The following is a 22206-nucleotide window of genomic DNA, read 5'->3' on the forward strand; positions in this document are numbered from 1 at the left end:
CCAAGTTGTGTTTAAATAAAGTAGACTTAATTGAATGGGAGAGGAAAAAATGGGTAAAGAGTTAATATTTAATAATGAATTCGAAAGGTTATATAACTATGATGGAGAACTAGGAGTAGTTTATTCAAAGGAAAAAAGTAAGTTTATTTTATGGGCACCAACAGCAGATAAGGTTGATTTGGTGTTATATGGTGATTATGGATATGATTATAATTGTAAACCAGTTCAAACTTATAATATGAATAAGGGGATTAATGGAACTTGGGTAATAGAAATTAATGAAGAATTAAATGGACAATATTATAATTATTTAGTTACTATAGATGGAAAAGTTAATGAAGTTGTTGATCCATATGCTAAAGCAGTAGGGGTTAATGGAAAACGTGGAATGGTAATTGATTTAGATACTACTAATCCAGAAGGTTGGGAAGAAGATAAGAAACCAAAATTAAAGTCACCTACAGACTCTATAATATATGAGGCTCATGTAAGAGATTTAACTATAGATGATACATCAGGTGTAAGGGATGAATTTAAAGGTAAATTCAAAGGGCTTACTGAGAGTAATACCAATATTCCTGGAACTAATATAAAGACTGTAATAAATCATATTAAAAATATGGGATTTACACATATTCACTTATTACCATCCTTTGATTATGGATCAGTAGATGAAACAAAACTTGATAAACCTCAATTTAATTGGGGATATGATCCAGAGAATTATAATGTTCCTGAAGGATCTTATTCAACAAATCCTTATTTAGGTGATGTTAGAATAAGGGAATTTAAGGAAATGGTAAAGGCGTTACATGATGCTGGAATAAGAGTTGTTATGGATGTTGTTTATAATCATACATTTAATTTAGATTCATGTTTAAATAAAGCTGTTCCTAAATACTATTATAGACAAGATGAAAATGGAAATTATAGCGATGCTTCAGCTTGTGGTAATGAAACAGCATCAGATAGATATATGTTTAGAAGATATATGGTAGATTCAGTAGTGTATTGGGCTAAGGAATATCATATTGATGGATTTAGATTTGACTTAATGGGAATACATGATATAGAAACTATGAAGTTAATAAGAGAAGAGTTAAACAAAATAGATCCAAGTATAATTATTTATGGTGAAGGTTGGATGGGAGGTCCAAGTCCTTTAAAAGAAAGTGATGCGGCTTTAAAGAAAAATACTTATAAATTTGGTGAATTACAAATAGCAGCCTTTAGTGATGATTGTAGAGATGGAGTAAAAGGACATGTTTTCTATGAGGAAGAAGCTGGCTTTGCAAATGGTAAAGATGGACTTGAAGAAACGATAAAATTTGCTGTTGTTGCATCAACACCACATGAGCAAATTGATAAAACTAATATAGTATATTCAGAAGAATTTTGGGCTAATGAACCTTATCAAACAGTAACTTATGCATCTGCACATGATAATTATACTTTGTGGGACAAACTTCAGATAGTGTCACCGGAAGCTAGTAATGAGGAATTAATAAAAATTAATAAATTGATAGCTGGAATAATATTAACTTCACAAGGAATAAGTTTTATACATGCAGGAGAAGAGATGGCAAGAACTAAAGTTGATGAGGATGGAAAGTTGGTAGAAAATAGTTTTGCTTCTTCTGATAAGGTAAATAAAATTTATTGGGATAGAAAAATTGAGTATAAAGATTTAGTTGAGTATTATAAGGGATTAATTTCATTAAGAAAAGAATATAAAGCCTTTAGAATGAATAGCAATAAAGATATACAAAAAAATATTCACTTTTTAGAGAAGGGAAATGAATTTGAAGCTGATAATTTAGTTGCATATATAATAGACTCTAAGAATATAGATAATAAGTGTTCTAAAATAGCAGTTATAATAAATGCAAATGAAACAGAAGAAAAGGTAAAACTTAATGAAAAAAATTGGGGGGTATTTGTTGATGATAAAAGAGCAGGAAAGGAACTTATTGAGGAATTAAATGGTGATATAGTAAGTGTTGCTGCAAAATCAATAAAGGTACTAATAAAATAATAGACTAAATATATAAGCAATAGAATAAATTATTATAGAATGTAACTTATATATGAGAATTAATTAGTTGCATTCTATATTATATTTAAACTAATAAAAAAAGGGGTGAGCTTTATGGGAATGAACATGATAGTTTATCAAATAGTTAATGAATTTAAAAGATTGGATGAAGTGGTTGCAATAACTTTGGCTGGATCATGTGCAAGTGGTAGAAAGGATAATTATTCAGATATTGATATAGATATAATTACAGAAAGAGACATACCCATTGAAAAGAGAGAGAGTGTTGTAAAAAAGTTTTCAGATTTGATGGAGATAAATAATACCTTTTGGGGACCATCTGATGAATTTGTATTAAGGAATTCATCAATACAAGTTGATATAGCTTATTTTGATTTTAATTTTTTAAAGGATAAATTAAAAAATATTTTAGATAAACATAATGCATCTATTGGATATACAACTTGTTTTTGGCATAATGTAATTAATGCAATAATAGTTTTTGATAAGAATAATGAATTTAAGGATCTTAAAGAAAGATATACTATAGAGTATCCAGAGGAGCTTAAAAAGAATATAGTTAGTAAAAATTATCCTATACTAAAAAAGAATTTCTCTGCATATTATAATCAAATAGAAAAAGCTATAAATAGAAATGATTTAGTAAGTTTAAATAATAGAATAGCTGCATTTTTAGATAGTTATTTTGATATTATATTTGCTATAAATGAAATCCCACACCCGGGAGAGAAAAGGCTTTTAAGTATAATTAATACTATGTGTAAGAAACTACCTAAAAATTCAGTGGAAAATGTTGAGAAATTAATTAAGGATATTTCAATGTGTGATGTTACGATATTAGAAGATATCAATAAAATTGTTAGGCAGTTAGATATAATTCTTAGGAATGAAAACTTAATAAGTTAAAGTGATAATGTTTACAATGATGATAATAATTTATATAATTAATCAGGTTTTTCTAATACAATATTAAAAGTTGAGGAAGAGTATAATAATACGAAAATTTATAAAAAAATAATAAATAAAAAATGACTAAGAGAGATTTCTACTCCTTAGTCATTTTTTTGCAATTTTTACAATAGCCATATATTTCAAGACGATGTTCGGTTACATCAAAATCCATATCCTCTCTTAGATGCTTTTCATAAACACATAGAGGACAATCGGTTATAGGAAATACTTCTTTACATTGTTTACAAATTAAGTGATGTTTATGTTCAGAAGTATTCATTTCATAAGATGTTTTATTGTCGTCTCCCAAAATACATTTAGAAATTACATTTTTATTAAAAAGGGAATCTAATATTTTATAAATTGATGATAAATTTATAGAAATTGAATTTTCTTTTAATTTTAAATAAATTTCTTCAGCACTAAGGGGTTGTGTACTTTCTGATAGTATCTGAAGTACAGAAGTTCTATGCTTAGTTACTTTTAATCCCTTTGATTTAAGTATATCACTAAAGTTAATTTCATTATACAATTTATTACCTCCAGGCATTATTTACTTAGATTATACAAATTTACGCCTAATAATTAAAGTGATAAAGAATATTACTGATGATACAAGAACAATTGTGGCTCCTGTAACTGTATTTAAATAATATGAAATTATTAGTCCTGTAATACCAGAAAATACAGCAATTAGTACTGAGAATAAATGATATTGACGAACGTTTTTAGAAATATTACGAGCTGCAGCAGCAGGTAAAACTAAAAGGGAATTTATTATTAATAAACCTACCCATCTTACAGTTAAAGTAACTATAACGGCTATAGTACAAGTAAATATAATTTCTATTAATAAGGTATTCATACCACGACTATTTGCAAGAGAGGTGTTTAAACTTGTTATAAGTAGTTTATTAAATATTAAAGCCCAAAGTATAATAACTACAATAAATACAACAAACAGTAAAATAATTTCGCCTTGAGTTATACTAAGTAAATCTCCTACTAGGTAAGATGAAAATTTACTTAAGCTGCTAGAAAAACTCATAAGAACTAAACCTAAAGCTATGGCAGTAGATGAGAAAACACCAATTATTGTATCTGTTGATGAAGTTCCTTTATTTTTTATGACTGTTATAGATACTGCAAAACAAATTGAAAATAGCGTTGCTCCCCACATTGGATCAATACCACCTAAAAGAATTCCAATGGCTATTCCTGTAAAGGCTCCATGACCTAAGGAATCTGCAAAGAATGACATTTTATTGCTAACAACCATAGTACTTAAAATTCCAAAAAGAGGAGTAACTATTAAAATAGCTAAAAAAGCATTTTTCATAAAATCAAAAGATAGCCATTGGAATGGCAGTATTAAATGAATAAAATTATATATAGAATCAAACATATCTTAAATGCCTCCTGTTTTAGATGAGTCTTCATTAGAATGATTTAATGATAATCCAAATATTTTTTGTGTAGCAGGATGATTAAAAACTTGTTTTGGAGTACCAGAACAAACTATTGTGCCATTTACAAGTGCTACACGATCAGAATATTTATAAACTAAATCTAAATCATGAGAGACTAAGATAATTGATAAATCATAATTTTTTTTAATATCCATAAGTATTTCATAAAATAATTCTAATCCATTTTGATCCACTCCTGATACAGGTTCATCTAATAGTAATATATTAGGCATTGGATCAAGTGCTAATGCGAGTAAGACTCTTTGTAGTTCTCCACCAGATAAAGCTCCAAGACGTCTATCTATTAAATGAGGAACTTTTACTCTTTTTAGGCTTTCTAATACATCTTCACGTATTTTCTTTTTAGGTTTTAACCATGAAGGCATAGCAGTCTTACAACAGACGAATAAATCAAGAACACTAATAGGAGTATTTTTATCAAATGTTAAATATTGAGGAACATATCCAATTATAGGTTGATGATATTTATTATCATTCTGACCAATGAAGTTTAAAGCTCCAGAATGTTTAACTTCTCCAAGTAAAGCCTTAAGTAGTGTACTTTTACCAGCACCATTTGGACCAATTATAGATGTAAGTTCTCCACAATGAATATGGAGATTTACATCTTTAAGTATTTCATTATTACCAATGGTAACAGAAAAGTTTTCGATTTTTGTGCAACAAAAGTTATTGCAACTATTATTTTTATTAAAGTTAGCTTTTTTTATCATTTTAACGCCTCTTTTAATACATCAAGATTTTTTTTCATCTTATTTATATAATCATCATAAGCATCAGGGTTAGCATCACCTGTTACTATAGGATCTAATTCATAAACTGTGGCACCAGTTTCGGTAGCTATAGTTTCAGCAATCTTAGAAGAATATTGAGGTTCAGTAAATAAGGCTTTTATATTTTTTGTTTTTATAGTATTGATTATCTCTTCAATTTCTTTTGCTGATGGCTCAGAATCTGGTTCTATTTCAATAACACCAGCTATATTTAAGTTAAATTCTTCAGCAAAGTATGGAAATGCTTCGTGGAATGTAATTATATCTTTATTTGGTAAGTTATCTAATTCTACATGCATTTCATTTTTTAAATCTTCTAATTTAGAGACATAAGTATTTGTATTTGCTTCATAGGCAGTTTTGTTTTCAGGATCTAAAACTTCAAGTTGAGAAGAAATATTTTTAACCTCGTCTATGTTACCTGTCACACTAACCCACACGTGAGCATTATATTCATGCTCATGATCATGATCTTCTGCATGTTCATCTTCATCATCGTGTTCATGGTCATCATGGCTGTGTGTATCATCTTCTAAAAGGTCAAGACCTTCAGTTGCATTAATTATTTGAAGGTCAGGGTATTGTGAAATTATACTATCTAAGAAAGATTCCATTCCAGCACCATTTACAACTAGAATATCAGCATTTTCTAATGTTTTTAAGTCCTGAGGAGTAAGCTGATAATCATGAAGACATCCTGTTTGAGATTTAGTCATATTTGTAACACTTACATTAGGAATATCTTTCGTAATATTAATCGTTGATATGTATAATGGATAAAAAGAAGTTACTATATTTAAAGTGTCATCGTCAGTAGTTTTATTTGAATTCGTATTATTGTTACAACCTATAAATAATAGTGACGTTGTAATAAGTAGTATTAGTAATTTGGAAAATTTAAATTTCATAACTTGTCCTCCTAAAATCAAATGATAATAATTTGCAATCATAATAGATATTATACTACTTTTATTAAAAAAGTAAATTGAAATTTTTTTTCTTATTTTTAGTGAATATTATATATATCGACAACAAAATATAAGAATATATAAAAAAGTTATTATACATGAATAAAAAAATAAAAAAACAAAAAAATATTCGTAAGAACTATTGGAATTTTTAAAATTTCTGTTATTATATAAAAGTAAACTTGTTCTCTCATTGGAGGAATGGGTAAATTTAAGTAACAAAAGATAAAAAGGAGATTATATTAATGAATAGTTTTTTGGATAATTTCTTTAAGCTTAAAGAAAATGATACAAATGTAAAAACAGAGTTTATAGCTGGTGTTACAACATTTATGACAATGGCTTATATTTTAATTGTTAATCCGAGCATTTTATCAGCGGCAGGAATGGATTCGGGAGCTGTATTTACGGCAACTGCAGTATCAGCAATAATTGCAACATTAATAATGGGATTATATGCTAAGTTACCTTTTGCTCAAGCGCCAGGTATGGGATTAAATGCATTCTTTGCATATACTGTAGTTTTATCAATGGGATATTCATATCAATTCGCATTAACTGCAGTTTTATTAGAAGGGTTAATATTCGTATTATTAACAGTATTTAATGTAAGAGAAGCTATTGTTGATTCAATTCCAGTAAATATTAAAAGAGCTATTTCTGTTGGAATAGGACTATTTATAGCATTACTTGGACTTGAAGGAGCTGGAATAGTTGTTCATCCAGCAGATGGAGGAACAATAGTTGCTTTAGGAAATATTACTTCAGGTACAGGACTTTTAGCAATAATAGGAATAGTAATTACAGGAATATTAGTAGCAAGAAAAGTTAAAGGTGCCTTATTCTTAGGAATGATAATAACAGCAGTAATAGGGATACCAATGGGGGTAATAGATCTTCCTAATAAAATCTTTAGTATGCCACCATCAATTAGCTCAACATTTATGCAATTTGAATGGCATAATATTTTCTCTTGGGATATGGTAATAGTATTATTTACATTATTATTTATGGATATGTTTGATACTATAGGAACTTTAGTAGGTGTTGCAACTAAAGCAAACATGTTAGATAAAGATGGAAAAGTACCAAATATTAAAAAGGCTCTTTTAGCAGATGCAGTAGGAACAACAGTAGGAGCATGTCTTGGAACAAGTACAGTTAGTACTTTTGTTGAAAGTGCTTCAGGTGTAGCAGAAGGGGGAAGAACTGGATTAACAGCAGTATCTACGGCATTTATGTTCTTCTTAGCATTATTCTTATCACCTATATTTGGAGTAATTACTTCAGCAGTTACAGCTTCAGTTTTAGTTATTGTTGGATTATTTATGATTGAGAATATAAAGGAATTAAACTTAGAAGATTATACAGAAGCAATTCCAGCGTTCTTAACAATAATAATGATGCCATTTTCATATTCAATTTCAGATGGTATAGTATTTGGTGTTGTATCATATATATTCTTAAAACTATTTACTGGCAAATGGAAAGAAATAAGTTGGGGTACGGTAGCCGTTGGAATAGTATTTGTACTAAAATTTGTGTTTATATAGACTTTATAAAAGTTCACTTTGATAAGTATCAAAGTGAACTTTTATTTTTACACAATTTTTTAATTTTAAAATATAGTATAAGAGTAATTTTAAAATTTCTTTATTACCGTTAGTAAAGTATCTAAAGAAGATGACAAAGTGCTTATATCATCTTCATTTAAAGGAGCAAGTTTTTCTTTTATTACTTCTTTAATATATTCCTGTCCTTCCTTTAAAAATTCTAAGGCTTTAGGTGTAGTTTGTATTAAAATAATTCTTCTATCAGTAGGATCATAATCTCTAAGAACAAGACCTTCTTCTACTAATTTATCGATTACAGGTGTCATATTAGGCTTAGATATATAAAGTTCTTTTGCCATTTTAGAAATAGGGATTGGTCCATTATGAATTAAATAAAATAATACCTTTATATGTGAATGTGGAATATTAAATTTTTTTGTAAGAGCATTAGGATTAAAAATATGTTTATTGAGAGAGAATAATAATAAATATAAATTATCTGATATATCATTTAAATTTAAAGTAGTCATGTTAGCCTCCTTACAATAGTAATTGATAATATTATAATCTATTAAAAAATAGTTTACAATATATAGTTATAAAATAATAACTATTATAAAATAATAACATTTTATATTGACAGAGAATAGTTATAAAAATATAATTATTATAAAAATAGAAATATATTAAATTTAAATAAGGAGAGGAGAGCTTATGCTTAATTTATTAAAACACTTAAAGCCTTTTGTTGGTTCAATGATACTTGCAATAGCACTTTTATTTGTTCAAGCCATATGTGATTTATCATTACCAGACTATATGTCGAATATAGTTAACGTCGGAATACAACAAGGCGGAGTAGAAAATGCTGTTCCTAAAGTTATTAAATCATCAGAAATGGAAAAGTTATTTACTTTCATGAAAGATGATGAAAAGAATGTTGTAGATAATAATTATACTTTGTTAGATAAAGATAATCTTACTACAGATGAGTATAATAAGTATGTAAAAGACTATCCAGAATTAAAAAATGAAAGTATTTATAGGTTAAATACTAAGAAAGAAGAAAATTTAGACAAGTTAAATGAGATATTTGGAAAACCAATGATTATTGTTTCAATGTTGGAATTACAAGGAGTGAGTGCGGTTCCAGGTATTGATAATACAGTTCCTCAAGGTGTTGACTTATCTACTGTAGATCCTTTTGAAATGTTAAAAATGATGCCTCAAGAGAAAATTGATAGTATGTTATCAAATGTAGATGAGAAATTAGAAAATATGCCAGATAGTATGATAACTCAAGCTGCTACTAGTTATGTGAAGGAACAATATAAAGAGGTTGGAATTAATACCGATAGGCTTCAATCTAATTATGTAATTATAGCTGGGGTAAAAATGGTAGGTATCGCTTTAATTAGTATGTTAGCTACAGTTATTGTAAGTTTTATTGCTGCTAGAGTTGGTGCTGCATTAGGTAGAAACCTAAGAAAAGATGTATTTAATAAGGTTGTAGGATTTTCAAATACTGAATTTGATAAATTTTCAACGGCATCACTTATTACAAGAACAACAAATGATATACAACAAATTATTATGCTTGTTGTAATGGGGTTAAGAATTGTATTCTATGCACCAATTCTAGGTGTTGGTGGTGTTATTAAAGTTATTAACACAGGAGCATCAATGGGATGGGTTATTGGAGTTGCAGTAATATCAATATTACTTTTAGTAATTGTATTATTTAGTTTTGCTATGCCAAAGTTCAAAAGTGTACAAAAGCTTGTTGATAGATTAAATCTTGTTACAAGAGAAAGTCTAACTGGTATGCTTGTTATTCGTGCATTTAGTACACAAAAGTATGAAGAAGAAAAGTTTGAAGTTGCTAATAAGAACTTAACTAGAACAAACCTTTTTGTTAATAGAATTATGACTGTAATGATGCCACTAATGATGTTCATTATGAATGCAATAACACTACTAATTGTATGGGTTGGAGCACATAGAATTGATGAAGGTATTATGCAAGTTGGAACAATGATGGCGTTTATGCAATATACTATGCAAATAATTATGGCATTTTTAATGATATCAATGGTTTCAGTTATATTACCAAGAGCAATGGTTTCTGCTCAGCGTGTATCTGAAGTTTTAAACGTTGATGTAGCAATTAAAGATACAGAAAAATTACAAGCATTCAATCCGGAAGAAAAAGGAACTATTGAATTTAAAAATGTTTCATTTAGATATCCTGGAGCAGATGAGGATGTAATAAGTAATGTTAGTTTTAAAGCGTTCCCAGGAGAAACTACAGCATTTATTGGTAGTACAGGTAGTGGTAAATCTACTTTAATTAATTTAATACCTCGTTTCTACGATGCAACAGAAGGTGAAATATTAATTGATGGTGTAAATATAAAAAGCGTATCTCAACATGATTTAAGAGAGAAAATAGGATTTATTCCTCAAAAGGGACTTTTATTCTCAGGTACAATTGAAAGTAACTTAAAGTATGGAGGAGATCATATAAGTGATGAAGATATGATAAAGGCTTCTGAGATTGCTCAAGCAATGGAATTCATAAATAGTAAAGAAGAAGGATTTAGTACAGAGATTGCACAAGGTGGTACAAATGTATCTGGTGGACAAAAACAAAGATTAGCAATTGCTCGTGCTATAGCTAAAAAGCCAGAAGTATTTATCTTTGATGATAGTTTTTCTGCATTAGACTTTAAGACAGATGCTAGACTTAGAAAAGCAATAAATACAGAATTAAAAGAAAGTACACTTTTAATTGTTGCTCAAAGAATAAGTACTATAATGAATGCAAATCAAATTATAGTTCTTGATGAAGGTAAGGTTGTTGGTAAGGGAACTCATAAGGAGCTTATGGAAAACTGTGAGGTTTATCAACAAATAGCTCTATCACAACTTTCAAAGGAGGAGCTTTCAAATGAGTAAGCAAAAAATGAGAGGCCCAATGGGCGGAGGTCCAATGGGTGGAATGGGAAGAGGTGGCGAAAAGGCTAAGGATTTCAAAAAGACTATGAAAACTCTTGCGAAATATTTAAAGCCTTATAGCTTATCAATAATAATAGTTATAATATTTGCCATTGGTTCAGCTGCATTTTCAATTGTAGGACCAAAAATATTAGGAAAAGCAACTACAGAAATATTTAATGGATTAGTTAAAAAGGTTACAACTACTAATGCTGAAGGAATTAATTTTACTCGTATAGGTGAAATAATTTTATTCTTAGTAGGTTTGTACCTAATTAGTGTAATTTTCTCATTAATACAAGGTTGGATAATGGCAGGAGTTGCTCAAAAGGTATCTTATAATATGAGAAAACAAATATCTGAAAAGATTAATAGAATGCCACTTAAGTATTTTGATACTAAAACTCATGGTGAAGTATTATCAAGAGTAACAAATGATGTTGATACTGTCAGTCAAACATTAAATCAAAGTTTATCACAAATGTTAACATCAGCAACTACACTTATTGGTGTACTTATAATGATGTTCTCAATAAATTGGATAATGACATTAGCTTCATTAATTGTAGTTCCAATATCAGGAGGATTAATTGCTTTTGCTGTTAAAAGGTCTCAAAAGTATTTTAAAACTCAACAAGAATATTTAGGATATGTTAATGGGCAAGTTGAAGAAGTTTATTCTGGTCATAATGTAATGAAGGCTTTTAATGCAGAAGAAAGAGAAATTAATAAATTTACTAATCTTAATGATACACTTTATGATAGCGCATGGAAATCACAATTTTTATCAGGTATGATGATGCCTATAATGACTTTTGTAGGTAACCTAGGGTATGTAATGGTATCAATACTTGGTGGATGGTTAACTATTAAAAATGTTATTGAGGTTGGAGATATTTTATCTTTTGTTCAATATATTAGATCATTTATGCAACCAATCGCTCAAACTGCACAAATAGCAAATGTACTCCAATCAACTGCAGCAGCTGCTGAAAGAGTATTTGAATTCTTAGACGAAGAAGAAGAAAGTTTAGATGTTGAAAATCCAGTAAGTACAGAAACCATAGAAGGAAAAGTTGATTTTAAAGATGTTCATTTTGGATATAATCCAGAAAGAACTATTATTAATGATTTTACAGCTCATGTAAAACCAGGGCAAAGAGTTGCAATAGTAGGACCAACTGGTGCTGGTAAAACAACAATGATTAAGCTTCTTATGAGATTCTATGATGTTAATGATGGGGCTATTTTAATTGATGGGCATAATATTAAGGATTTCAGAAGAAACGATTTAAGAAAAATGTTTGGTATGGTTCTTCAGGATACATGGTTATTTAATGGAACTATAATGGAAAACTTACGTTATGGTAGATTGGACGCTACAGATGAAGAGGTTAAACAAGCTGCTAAAGCAGCTCATGTTCATAGCTTTATAAAGACATTACCTCATGGTTATGATATGGAGCTTAACGAAGAAGCAAGTAATGTATCACAAGGTCAAAAGCAATTATTAACTATTGCTCGTGCCATATTAGCAGACCCTAAGATATTGATACTTGATGAAGCAACAAGTTCAGTTGATACAAGAACTGAAGTATTAATTCAAAAGGCTATGGATAATTTGATGCACGGAAGAACAAGTTTCATAATTGCACATAGATTATCTACTATTAGAGATGCAGATCTTATTCTTGTTATGAAAGATGGAGATATAGTTGAACAAGGAAATCATGAAGAGCTATTAGCTAAGAATGGATTCTATGCTAATCTTTATAATAGCCAATTTGAAGGGGCAGAAGCATAAATTATTAATGAAGTAACAAATAGGAATTAAATATAGTTAATAAAGTGAAAAACAAGGTGGATTGTAAGAATCCACCTTGTTTTTTAGCATAGTTTAATTTTTTGACCTGCTGTAATAAGGTTTAAATCTGATATATTATTAATTTCAATTATTTTATTAATATTTAAATTAAACATTTTAGAGATACTTTCTAAAGAATCACCTTCTTTTGTTGTATATACACCAGATGAATAAAGTTGAAGTACCTGGTTCTTTAAAAGTTTATTTGGATTTTTTATATCATTTAATTTTGCAATCTTATCATGCCTAATACCAAATTTATTAGCTAGATTAATTAGTGTATCATTTTCTTTTACCACATAGGTAAAAGGATATTTACAATTTTGAACTCTCCATTCGATAATTTCCATTTCATCTGTTGGTGTAATAGAGTTAAAATAGTCTGTATAAGGATGATTATTGATTGTAATATATATATTTTCTGTTTGATAATAATTTTTTAAGGTATTATAAATACAATCAAAAAATTTTTTTGTCTTAATTGTATTTTCCTTTAGACTATTTATGATACCACTGTAAAAATCTATATGAGCAAAATTTTCTTTATAATTATAATATATTTTATTTATTTTTGTATTGCGATTTATTATTGGAAGTAATCCTATAGGAGGGGTTTCGAATAGTTTAGAGAAGCCTAAAGTTATATCTTCATTAGTATTGTAATTTAAAATTTTATTTGAATACCAAATAGTGTTTAAATTTTCATCAGGATAGTATATTTTAACGTTTTTAGAGTAAGGAGTATTTTCTAGTATATCTTCAAGCTCACAATATAAAAATCCTATTTTTTTTATATAATATATACTTTTAACAAGACCTATACCTAGTACATAGTAATCTATAGAAAAATCAGAGTTGTTTTTAGATAGAGTAACAATTTCTATGGCTGAAGGAAATAAGTTAAATTGAGTTTTAACTGCTATATCTACATTAGTAATACAGCGCTTGCTTCCATCAGATAAAAGCCACATATTATTTTTAATAATAGGCTCTTTTATTAAATAATTATCAATATTATTAGATTCATCTAAGAAATTCTGATGGTGGTAAGTATTTCCGATTTGAAAGGAAAGTTTAATACCGTCATCAGTATATTCATAAATATTTACGGTATTAGTTATACCATTATCACATCTAACTTGAATTTTATTATTATTAAAATAATCTATTGAACTTTTAAAATTAATTAAATTATTATTAAATCCTCTATAAATATACATTGAATTTGAATTGGGTGGAAAATATTCTTTGGATTTTATACTCATAGTAACTCACCTCATAATCATTTGTGCGGTAATTTCTTTAATTGATACTACAGTATATGAATAGAATTAAAACTTTGATTAATATTAAAGTAAAGATTTATTGAAAGTTAAGATAAATTAACTATTTTAAATGAGTTATGCCTAATTGGCATAACTCATTTTTATATTATACAAAAAAATTAAAAATCTCTTTCTAAAATACTTATTTTTTTAGAATCTTCAAAATCTTTTAAGGAATCTATTCCTAATTTATCTAAGACATCATCAAGAATTTTACTATGAACAGCTACTTTTATTGAAGCATCATAAGCAAAGTTATCTACGGCTTTTTTACCTTCTTCAGGAGGAACTAGAATTTTAGGGCCTCCAACACAACCACCAACGCAACCCATACCTTCAATAAAGCTTGCATTTGCTTTACCTGATAAAGCTTCATCAAGTATTGCTTTACATTCTTTAACTCCTTCAGCTTTTCTAGCTTTAAAGTTTTTAATGTTATCTGGATAAAGTTCTTCAATAGCTTCTTCTACAGCTATTGAAACACCGCCAGTACGAGCATATAATCTTCCACCTCTAGATGTATATTCTATAGATGGAATACCCTTTAAGTCTCTAGGATGAATTTCTAAGGATTCAAAGATATCATTAAGTTCTTGGAAAGTTAAAACAAAGTCAATTGCTCCAGCAACATCCTTTTCTTTTGCTTCTGCTTTTTTGGCTATACAAGGTCCTACAAATACAACTTTTGCATCTTTATTAAGAGATTTAATTACTCTACCAGCTGCAATCATAGGAGAGACTGAAGGTGAAAGATTAGGAACAAGTTCTTTATAAACCTTTTTAAGCATTCCTACCCACATTGGACAACAGCAAGAGGTTATCATTAAGTCATTTGGACTTTTTACATGTTTATTAAATTCAACGGCCTCTTTTATAGTTAGCATGTCAGCAGCAAAAGCAACTTCAATCATATCTGTAAATCCAACTTTAATAAGAGCAGCTCTTAATTGGTCCATAGTTACATCACTACCAAATTGACCTATAATAGCAGGAGCAACTGCAGCTATTACAGTTTTATTATTTTTTAATAAATCTAAAATTGGCAAAAATTCTATTTTGTCTAAAATACGTCCATTAGTACAGAAATCAACACAAATACCACAATCGATACAAATATTATTATCAATAAAAGTTGTATTATTATCAGAATCAAATTTTATTGCATGAAAAGGGCAAGCTCTTTGACAGCCATATGTATTATTTGCATCAGGATTACAATTTGTACCGGAACATTCAAGTTTTTCTACTATTTTTTTATTTACCTTATAATTAGTTATTGCTTTTTTTAAGTTATAAACATAATTATTATCAAAATCAACTTTTACACCACATAATGAAGTTATTATTTCAAAAGTTTCTTGTGGAGATTTTTCATGACAAGTAATTATTTTATTAAGGGTTTCGTCAAAATTACCGTCATAATAAGATTTTATTAATATATCAAACAAATCAGTATACTTACTATTCATCATATACCTCCTAAAATAGAAATAATAAATAATTCTGTATAATTTAGTATATCTCTATTGTGATATGAAAATACTTAAAAACTAAATTAAATTAAATAAAAAATAACATATTATGAATATTAAAAACAAAATTAATGACTATTTTACATAATTTTGTTATAATATGTTGAAAATATATATTTAAGGTTAGGTGCAATATGACTAGAATACTAAAGAGGGTTGGAATATTTTTATTTATATTAGTATGTGTTTTTTTCAATAATGTATATGCAGAAAAAAATAATAATATTAATTTTCAAAGTATGACTATAGATGATGGGTTATCTCAATCATTAGCTGAATATATATATCAAGATAGTTATGGATACATTTGGATAGGAACTAGCGATGGTTTAAATAGATATAATGGTAGTGAATTTAAGATATATAAGAATAGTAAAAGTAATGAGAATACAATAAGTAATAATGTAATTACTTCATTAGTAGAGGATAATAGTAAAAACTTGTGGATAGGTACTTATAGTGGTTTAAATAAGATGAATTTAGTTACTGGAGATATAACAAGGTATTTAATTTCTCAAGATGATAAAAATTCATCTAATTCCGTAATTGAAGAGTTAATGGTTGATTCAAAAGAAAGACTTTGGGTATGTAGCATTAGTAGTTTAAATTTATATGATAGTAAAAATGATAAATTTATAAAAATAGAAACTGATTTGTTTAATGATAAGATTATTCAAGATATTTCGGAAGATCATAATGGGGTTATATGGATATCTACTGATGCTGGATTATATAGATATAATCCACAGGAAGAAAAAATTGAGAAGTTTAATGATCCTCAAAATATAATTAATGATAAAAATATTCTTACAATTTATTATAGTAATAATAAATTATGGCTGGGTACTAAAACCTGTGGATTAATTATAATGGATTTAAATGATTATAGTATAAAATCCTATCAGTATAATCTAGATGATAATACTAGTATACCTAGTAATTTTATAATAGATATACTTAGAGCAAAGGATGGATCTATATGGTTAGCAACGGATCAAGGACTAGCTTTATTTGATGAGGAAACTGAAAGTTTTTATACATATAAAAAGAATTCAGATAAATATAGCATTTGTGATGATAATATTATAAATTTATATGAAGATAGATCCGGAGGAATTTGGATAGGTACTTATAATGGAATAAGTAACTTTTATATAAATAAGGAGTTTAAAGTTTATAGAAATGATCCAACAAACAATAATTCATTAAATAATAGTAGCGTATGTGGAATATATGAGGATGATGATGGAATGATATGGGTTGGTACATTTAATTCTGGAGTTAATAAAATAAATAGGATTACTGGAGATGTAACTAGATATTATAATTTGCAAGGAAATTCTCAATCTTTAAGTAGTAATAGAATAAAAGCTATAACAGGAATAGACAATGAAGTATGGATCGCAACTGATAATGGATTAAATAAATATGATAGAAATACAGGTACTTTTACTACATATAATAAATCGGATAGTAAAAATAGTATTAATAGTGATGAGGTTAGGGCATTATTTATTGATAAAGAAGGACTACTTTGGATTGGTACTAAAGATGGCCTATGTAGCTTTGATAGAAAAGATAAATTTGTATCATATAATGAAATATTTGTAGAGAATGGGATTTATGAAAAAGTTATTTCAGCTATTTATGAAGATAGTGAAGGAATAATGTGGATTGGACTTGGAGCCGATGGTGGTTTAGTTAGTTATAACAGAAAAACTGGAGAGATAAAAAATTATTTATCAGATGAGAATAATTTAAATTCATTAAGTTTTAATACTGTAAGAGCTATTTCAGAAGATAGTAATGGAATGATATGGATAGGAACTCAAAGTGGATTAAATAAATTTGATAAGAAAAGTGAAAAATTTACTTCATATACATATATGGATGGATTATCTAACGATTTTATATATGGTGTAATTGTAGATAATAGTGATAATGTTTGGGTAAGTACTAACTATGGAATTTCAATATATGATCAAGTAAATAATAAATTTATAAGATATTATGAAGCTGATGGAATTTCTAGCAATGAGTATAATGGATATTCATACCATATGAATAAGGATGGTAGCAGAATTTATTTTGGAGGTATAAATGGATTAACAGAAATTAATCCATTTGATATTAAGTTTAATATAAGTAGTGAACAATTAATAATAGATAGTATTAAAACAAGTGGTGGTATTGAAATTAAGGAACGTGAGAATATTGTACTTGATTATGATTCAAGAGAATTATATATAAAGTTTTTTACTCCTGAATATAGGAATACTACTGAAATGCAATATGCTTATAAATTAGAAGGTACTGATAAAGAGTGGATTTTTGCCGGTAATGAAAACTATGCAAGATATGCTAGTTTAAAGCCAGGTAAATATACTATGTTGATAGCAGGGAGAAATTATAATGGGGTTTGGTCTGATGTATCTAGGATAAATATTAAAGTAAAGAATTCTATTTGGAAAACTCCTTATGCATATTGTTTTTATATTTTCATAATAAGTTTAATAATATATTTATTCTATAATCAAGTTAAGATATTAGATGGATTAGTTATACAAAGGACTCGAGAACTAAACAATAAGTTAAATGAAAATAAAAAATTATACAATAAATTAATAGAAATGGAGAGATATAAAAATAACTATTTTGTAAATTTATCACACGAATTAAGAACACCATTAAATGTAATTTTATCTGTAGAGCAATTAATATCTTCCCTTAATAAGGAAGGAAAAGAAATAAGTAGAGATAAAATGGAAGTTTATATGAATGCTTTAAAAGGAAATTCAAAACGACTTTTAAATTTAATTAATAATATAATAGATACATCTAAGATAGATTCAGGTTCATATAGGTTAGATAAAGAAAAAACTAACATAGTAAGTTTAGTTGAAGATACAGCTTTAAGTATGGTTGAATTGGCAAAAATGGAGGAAATAGAGCTTATAGTTGATCCTGAAATTGAGGAGCTATTTATAGAGTGTGATAAATTAGATATAGAAAGATGCATAACTAATTTAATAGGAAATGCGATAAAATTCACAGATAGTAATGGAAGGATAATAGTTACTATAAGTGAATTACCAAATAAGGTTAAGATAAGTGTTAAGGATACGGGTATTGGAATAGATTCTAAATTTCATAAAAGCATATTTGATAGATTTGGTCAAATTTATAATGAAGTATCTGAAGAGTTTGGTGGAAGTGGTTTAGGATTAACCTTAACTAAAAATTTAGTTAACCTCCATGGAGGAGAAATTAGTGTAATTAGTGAAAAGGGAAAAGGAAGTGAATTTATAATTTTACTCCCTATAAATAATAAACAGTAAAAGAATTTGTAATATTTACAAATTCTTTTTTTTTAGGAAATGTAAATTTAATAATATTATTATTAAATAAAAACAATATAGGAATTTAAATGATTTTTTTAGATAAATTTGTTATAATATGTAGAGAAAAGGAAAAAATATGGGGGATAAAATGAAAAGGAATATAAAAAAAGTTATAATATTTTTATTTATGCTATTATGCATATTTTACAATACTGTTTATGCTAGTGATAGCTATAATATTAATTTTAAAAGTATAACTATAGATGACGGATTATCACAATCTTTAGCAGAATATATATATCAAGATAGTTTGGGGTATATATGGATAGGTACTAATGATGGATTAAATAGATATAATGGAAATGAATTTAAGGTATATAAGAATATTAAAAATAATGATAATAGTATTAGTAATAATATGATTAGTTCATTAGTAGAAGATAGTGATAAAAATTTATGGATAGGTACTGATGGTGGACTAAATAAAATGAATTTACTTACTGGAGATATAACAAGATATTTAGTTTCAGATGAAGATAAAACCTATTCTAATACTGTTGTTGATGAATTGTTAATAGACTCTAAGGGGAGACTTTGGGTTTGTACAATAAATGGACTAAATTTATATGATAGTGAAAATGATAAATTTATAAAAGTAGCTAGTGAATATTTAGAGAATAAAGGCCTTCAAGATATTGATGAAGATAATCAAGGGAATATATGGGTATCTACAAGAGAAGGGTTATACAGATATAATCCTGATGATGGTACTGTAAAAGAATTTTTAAGTGATGAAAATGATAAAAATACAATAAATGAAAATAATATATTTTCTATTTATTATAGTGAAAAAAAGTTATGGATAGGAACTAAAACAGGTGGATTAAATATAATGGATTTAGAGGATTATAGTATAAAGGTATATACTCATGACCCTAATAATCCTAATTCTATACCAAGTAATTTTATAAGAGATATACTTAGAGATAGAGATGGGACAATATGGCTAGCTACAGATCAAGGTTTAGCTCGTTTCAATGAGAAGAATGAAACATTTTATACATATAAAAATAATACAGATAAAAATAGTATTTGTGATGATAACATTATTAATTTATATCAAGATAGATCTGGAGTGATGTGGGTAGGAACTTTTAATGGAATAAGTAAGTTTTCTATTAATAAAGATTTTAAGGTTTATAGAAATGATCCAACAGATCCTAATTCATTAAGTAATAGTAGTGTTTGTGGAATATATGAAGATGATGAAGGTATGGTATGGGTAGGAACATTTAACTCTGGTATAAATAAAATAAATAAAGAAAATGATATAGTTACAAGATATTATAATGATGTTAATAATGATAATTCATTAAGTAGTAATAGAATAAAAGATATAACTGGAATAGGAAATGAGATTTGGATTGCAACTGATAATGGATTAAATAAATATGATAAAAGTACAGATAAATTTACTGTTTATAAAAAATCAGATGATAAAAATAGTATAGTAAATGATGAAATAAGGGTATTGTATATTGATAAAGATGGAGTTCTTTGGATAGGAACTAGAGGGGGAATATGTACATTTGATAGAAAAAGTAAATTTACTTCATATAATGATATATTAGAGCAAAATGGTATCTATGAAAAAACTGTTAGTAGTATATATCAAGATAATGAAGGAATAATGTGGTTTGGGTTAGGTAATGATGGAGGTTTAGTTAAGTATAATAAAGAAACTGGAGAAGTTAAAAATTACTTAGCTAATGATGAAGAGGTAAATTCATTAAGTTTTAATAATATAAGATCTATAGCGGAAGATAGTAAAGGGAATATATGGATAGGTACGCAAGATGGATTAAATAAATTTAATAAGGAGACTGAAGAGTTTACAGTATATACATATAGTGAGGGATTATCTAATGATTTTATTTATGGAGTAATAGTAGATAATAAGGATAACATTTGGGTTAGTACTAATTATGGAGTATCCATGTATGATCAAGATAATGATAAATTTATAAGATATTATGAATCAGATGGTCTTGAAACTAATGAGTATAATGGATTTTCATATCATAAAAATAAAGAAGGGAATATCTATTTTGGGGGAGTAAATGGATTAACAGAATTTGACCCATTAGATATTCAAAATAAAATGGAAACTAGTGATATAATTATAGATAGTATAAAAACAAGCGGTGGAATTGAATTAGAACTAAAAAATAATATTGTTTTAGAATATGACTCCAGGGAGTTGTATGTAAAGTTCTTTGTTCCAGAGTATAAAAGTATAAATCAAATGCAGTACGCATATAAGCTAGAGGGTATGGATAGTGATTGGATTTTTGCAGGTAATGAAAATTATGCAAGATATGCTAGTTTATCTCCAGGAAAATATAAAATGTTAATAGCAGGAAGAAATTATAATGGTATTTGGTCTGATATATCAGAGATAAATATTAAAGTAAAGAATTCTATTTGGAAAACTCCTTTAGCATATGCTATATATATAATTATAATAGCTAGTATAATATACATATATTATAATCAAGTAAAGATATTAGATGCATTAGTAACTCAAAGAACTCAAGAATTAAATAATAACTTAGAGGAAAATAAAAGATTATATAAAAGACTTATAGAATTAGAAAAACATAAAAATAATTATTTTGTAAACTTATCTCATGAACTCAGAACACCATTGAATGTTATTTTATCTATAGAACAATTATTAACATCTTTTAATAAAGCAGAAATTCAGATATCAAAGGAAAAAATGAGTGAGTACATGAATACTTTAAAAGGTAATTCGAAAAGACTTTTAAATTTAATAAATAATATAATTGATACGTCTAAAATTGATTCTGGGTTTTATAGATTAAATAAGGAAGAGGTTAATATAGTAACTCTTGTGGAAGATACAGCTTTATCAATGGTTAATCTTGCAGAAGTTAATGGATTAAAAATTATAATTGACCCTGAAATAGAAGAGGTATTTATAGAGTGTGATAAATTAGACATAGAGAGATGTATAATAAATTTAATTGGAAATGCCATTAAATTTACTAGTGAAGGAGGAACTATAACTATTTCTATAAGTGAATTACATAAAAAAGTTAGGATTAGTGTTAAAGATACTGGGGTAGGAATAGATGAAAAGTATCATAATGCTATTTTTGATAGATTTGGTCAGGTGTATAGTGAATCTTCAGAGGAATTTGGAGGGAGTGGACTAGGATTAACTTTAACTAGGAATTTAATTAATCTTCATGGAGGAGAGATTAGTGTAGTTAGTGAAAAAGGAAAGGGAAGTGAATTTATTATTATATTACCTATACAATAGTAAAAGG

General features: G+C 27.3%; 14 protein-coding genes. 7 read left to right on the forward strand and 7 right to left on the reverse strand.

From position 1 onward, the window contains the following. Positions 1-49 precede the first annotated feature (49 nt). The gene (pulA, locus tag I2E98_RS04365; protein ID WP_195467748.1) at positions 50-2035 is read left to right on the forward strand and encodes a type I pullulanase; all 1986 of its coding nucleotides are present in this window, start codon (positions 50-52) and stop codon (positions 2033-2035) included. Positions 2036-2149: 114 nt separating this feature from the next. Beyond that, on the forward strand, positions 2150-2962 hold the full coding sequence (locus I2E98_RS04370) for a nucleotidyltransferase domain-containing protein (RefSeq protein WP_195467749.1): 813 nt from the start codon (positions 2150-2152) through the stop codon (positions 2960-2962). 139 nt (positions 2963-3101) lie between these two features. Here I2E98_RS04370 and I2E98_RS04375 read toward each other — a convergent pair whose 3' ends face one another. From I2E98_RS04375 to I2E98_RS04390, 4 genes are read right to left on the reverse strand one after another with little or no spacing between them, the layout of a single operon-like run. Then, positions 3102-3539 (reverse strand): Fur family transcriptional regulator, encoded by a 438-nt coding sequence (locus I2E98_RS04375; protein ID WP_195467750.1) that lies wholly within the window; start codon positions 3537-3539, stop codon positions 3102-3104. Positions 3540-3569: 30 nt separating this feature from the next. Further along, positions 3570-4412, reverse strand: coding sequence for a metal ABC transporter permease (locus tag I2E98_RS04380; protein ID WP_195467751.1), 843 nt, complete (start codon positions 4410-4412; stop codon positions 3570-3572). 3 nt (positions 4413-4415) lie between these two features. Then, on the reverse strand, positions 4416-5210 hold the full coding sequence (locus I2E98_RS04385) for a metal ABC transporter ATP-binding protein (RefSeq protein ID WP_195467752.1): 795 nt from the start codon (positions 5208-5210) through the stop codon (positions 4416-4418). Continuing rightward, complete coding sequence (locus tag I2E98_RS04390; RefSeq protein ID WP_195467753.1) at positions 5207-6178, reverse strand: metal ABC transporter substrate-binding protein; 972 nt, start codon at positions 6176-6178, stop codon at positions 5207-5209. The genes I2E98_RS04385 and I2E98_RS04390 overlap by 4 nt, the downstream gene beginning before the upstream one ends. A gap of 317 nt (positions 6179-6495) precedes the next feature. On the opposite strand from I2E98_RS04390, the gene I2E98_RS04395 reads away from it, so the two are divergent. Further along, entirely contained in the window at positions 6496-7791 is a 1296-nt protein-coding gene (locus tag I2E98_RS04395; RefSeq protein WP_195467866.1) for an NCS2 family permease, read from the forward strand. An 89-nt stretch (positions 7792-7880) separates the two neighbouring features. On the opposite strand, the gene I2E98_RS04400 is transcribed toward I2E98_RS04395, so the two are convergent. Further along, positions 7881-8321 (reverse strand): MarR family transcriptional regulator, encoded by a 441-nt coding sequence (locus I2E98_RS04400; protein WP_195467754.1) that lies wholly within the window; start codon positions 8319-8321, stop codon positions 7881-7883. Positions 8322-8505: 184 nt separating this feature from the next. Between I2E98_RS04400 and I2E98_RS04405 the strand changes: the two genes are divergently transcribed. Together I2E98_RS04405 and I2E98_RS04410 are read left to right on the forward strand one after the other, a co-directional pair. Continuing rightward, positions 8506-10749, forward strand: coding sequence for an ABC transporter ATP-binding protein (locus tag I2E98_RS04405; RefSeq protein WP_195467755.1), 2244 nt, complete (start codon positions 8506-8508; stop codon positions 10747-10749). Further along, a complete protein-coding gene (locus I2E98_RS04410; RefSeq protein ID WP_195467756.1) occupies positions 10742-12592 on the forward strand; it encodes an ABC transporter ATP-binding protein in 1851 nt (616 codons plus the stop codon). The genes I2E98_RS04405 and I2E98_RS04410 overlap by 8 nt, the downstream gene beginning before the upstream one ends. An 83-nt stretch (positions 12593-12675) precedes the next feature. Here I2E98_RS04410 and I2E98_RS04415 read toward each other — a convergent pair whose 3' ends face one another. Together I2E98_RS04415 and I2E98_RS04420 are read right to left on the reverse strand one after the other, a co-directional pair. Next, positions 12676-13917 carry a LysM peptidoglycan-binding domain-containing protein gene (locus I2E98_RS04415; protein WP_195467757.1) on the reverse strand — a complete coding sequence of 414 codons (1242 nt, stop codon included), beginning with the start codon at positions 13915-13917 and terminating at the stop codon, positions 12676-12678. 179 nt (positions 13918-14096) lie between these two features. Then, positions 14097-15446 (reverse strand): [Fe-Fe] hydrogenase large subunit C-terminal domain-containing protein, encoded by a 1350-nt coding sequence (locus I2E98_RS04420; protein WP_195467758.1) that lies wholly within the window; start codon positions 15444-15446, stop codon positions 14097-14099. Positions 15447-15643: 197 nt separating this feature from the next. Between I2E98_RS04420 and I2E98_RS04425 the strand changes: the two genes are divergently transcribed. Together I2E98_RS04425 and I2E98_RS04430 are read left to right on the forward strand one after the other, a co-directional pair. Then, positions 15644-18847: a sensor histidine kinase gene (locus I2E98_RS04425; RefSeq protein ID WP_195467759.1), complete on the forward strand. Its 3204-nt coding sequence runs from the start codon at positions 15644-15646 to the stop codon at positions 18845-18847. A 151-nt stretch (positions 18848-18998) separates the two neighbouring features. Continuing rightward, positions 18999-22199 (forward strand): sensor histidine kinase, encoded by a 3201-nt coding sequence (locus I2E98_RS04430; RefSeq protein WP_243250941.1) that lies wholly within the window; start codon positions 18999-19001, stop codon positions 22197-22199. Positions 22200-22206: the final 7 nt, after the last annotated feature.

Origin of the sequence: Clostridium sp. D43t1_170807_H7 (assembly GCF_015555905.1) — a bacterium.
Taxonomy (GTDB): domain Bacteria; phylum Bacillota; class Clostridia; order Clostridiales; family Clostridiaceae; genus Clostridium.

Bases quoted from the DNA above. Each gene is read 5' to 3' on its own strand.
- I2E98_RS04390 (WP_195467753.1), bottom strand. From the start codon at position 6,178: ATGAAATTTAAATTTTCCAAATTACTAATACTACTTATTACAACGTCA.
- I2E98_RS04405 (WP_195467755.1), top strand. From the start codon at position 8,506: ATGCTTAATTTATTAAAACACTTAAAGCCTTTTGTTGGTTCAATGATA.
- I2E98_RS04400 (WP_195467754.1), bottom strand. From the start codon at position 8,321: ATGACTACTTTAAATTTAAATGATATATCAGATAATTTATATTTATTA.
- pulA (WP_195467748.1), top strand. From the start codon at position 50: ATGGGTAAAGAGTTAATATTTAATAATGAATTCGAAAGGTTATATAAC.
- I2E98_RS04420 (WP_195467758.1), bottom strand. From the start codon at position 15,446: ATGAATAGTAAGTATACTGATTTGTTTGATATATTAATAAAATCTTAT.
- I2E98_RS04385 (WP_195467752.1), bottom strand. From the start codon at position 5,210: ATGATAAAAAAAGCTAACTTTAATAAAAATAATAGTTGCAATAACTTT.
- I2E98_RS04425 (WP_195467759.1), top strand. From the start codon at position 15,644: ATGACTAGAATACTAAAGAGGGTTGGAATATTTTTATTTATATTAGTA.
- I2E98_RS04410 (WP_195467756.1), top strand. From the start codon at position 10,742: ATGAGTAAGCAAAAAATGAGAGGCCCAATGGGCGGAGGTCCAATGGGT.
- I2E98_RS04370 (WP_195467749.1), top strand. From the start codon at position 2,150: ATGGGAATGAACATGATAGTTTATCAAATAGTTAATGAATTTAAAAGA.
- I2E98_RS04380 (WP_195467751.1), bottom strand. From the start codon at position 4,412: ATGTTTGATTCTATATATAATTTTATTCATTTAATACTGCCATTCCAA.
- I2E98_RS04415 (WP_195467757.1), bottom strand. From the start codon at position 13,917: ATGAGTATAAAATCCAAAGAATATTTTCCACCCAATTCAAATTCAATG.
- I2E98_RS04430 (WP_243250941.1), top strand. From the start codon at position 18,999: ATGAAAAGGAATATAAAAAAAGTTATAATATTTTTATTTATGCTATTA.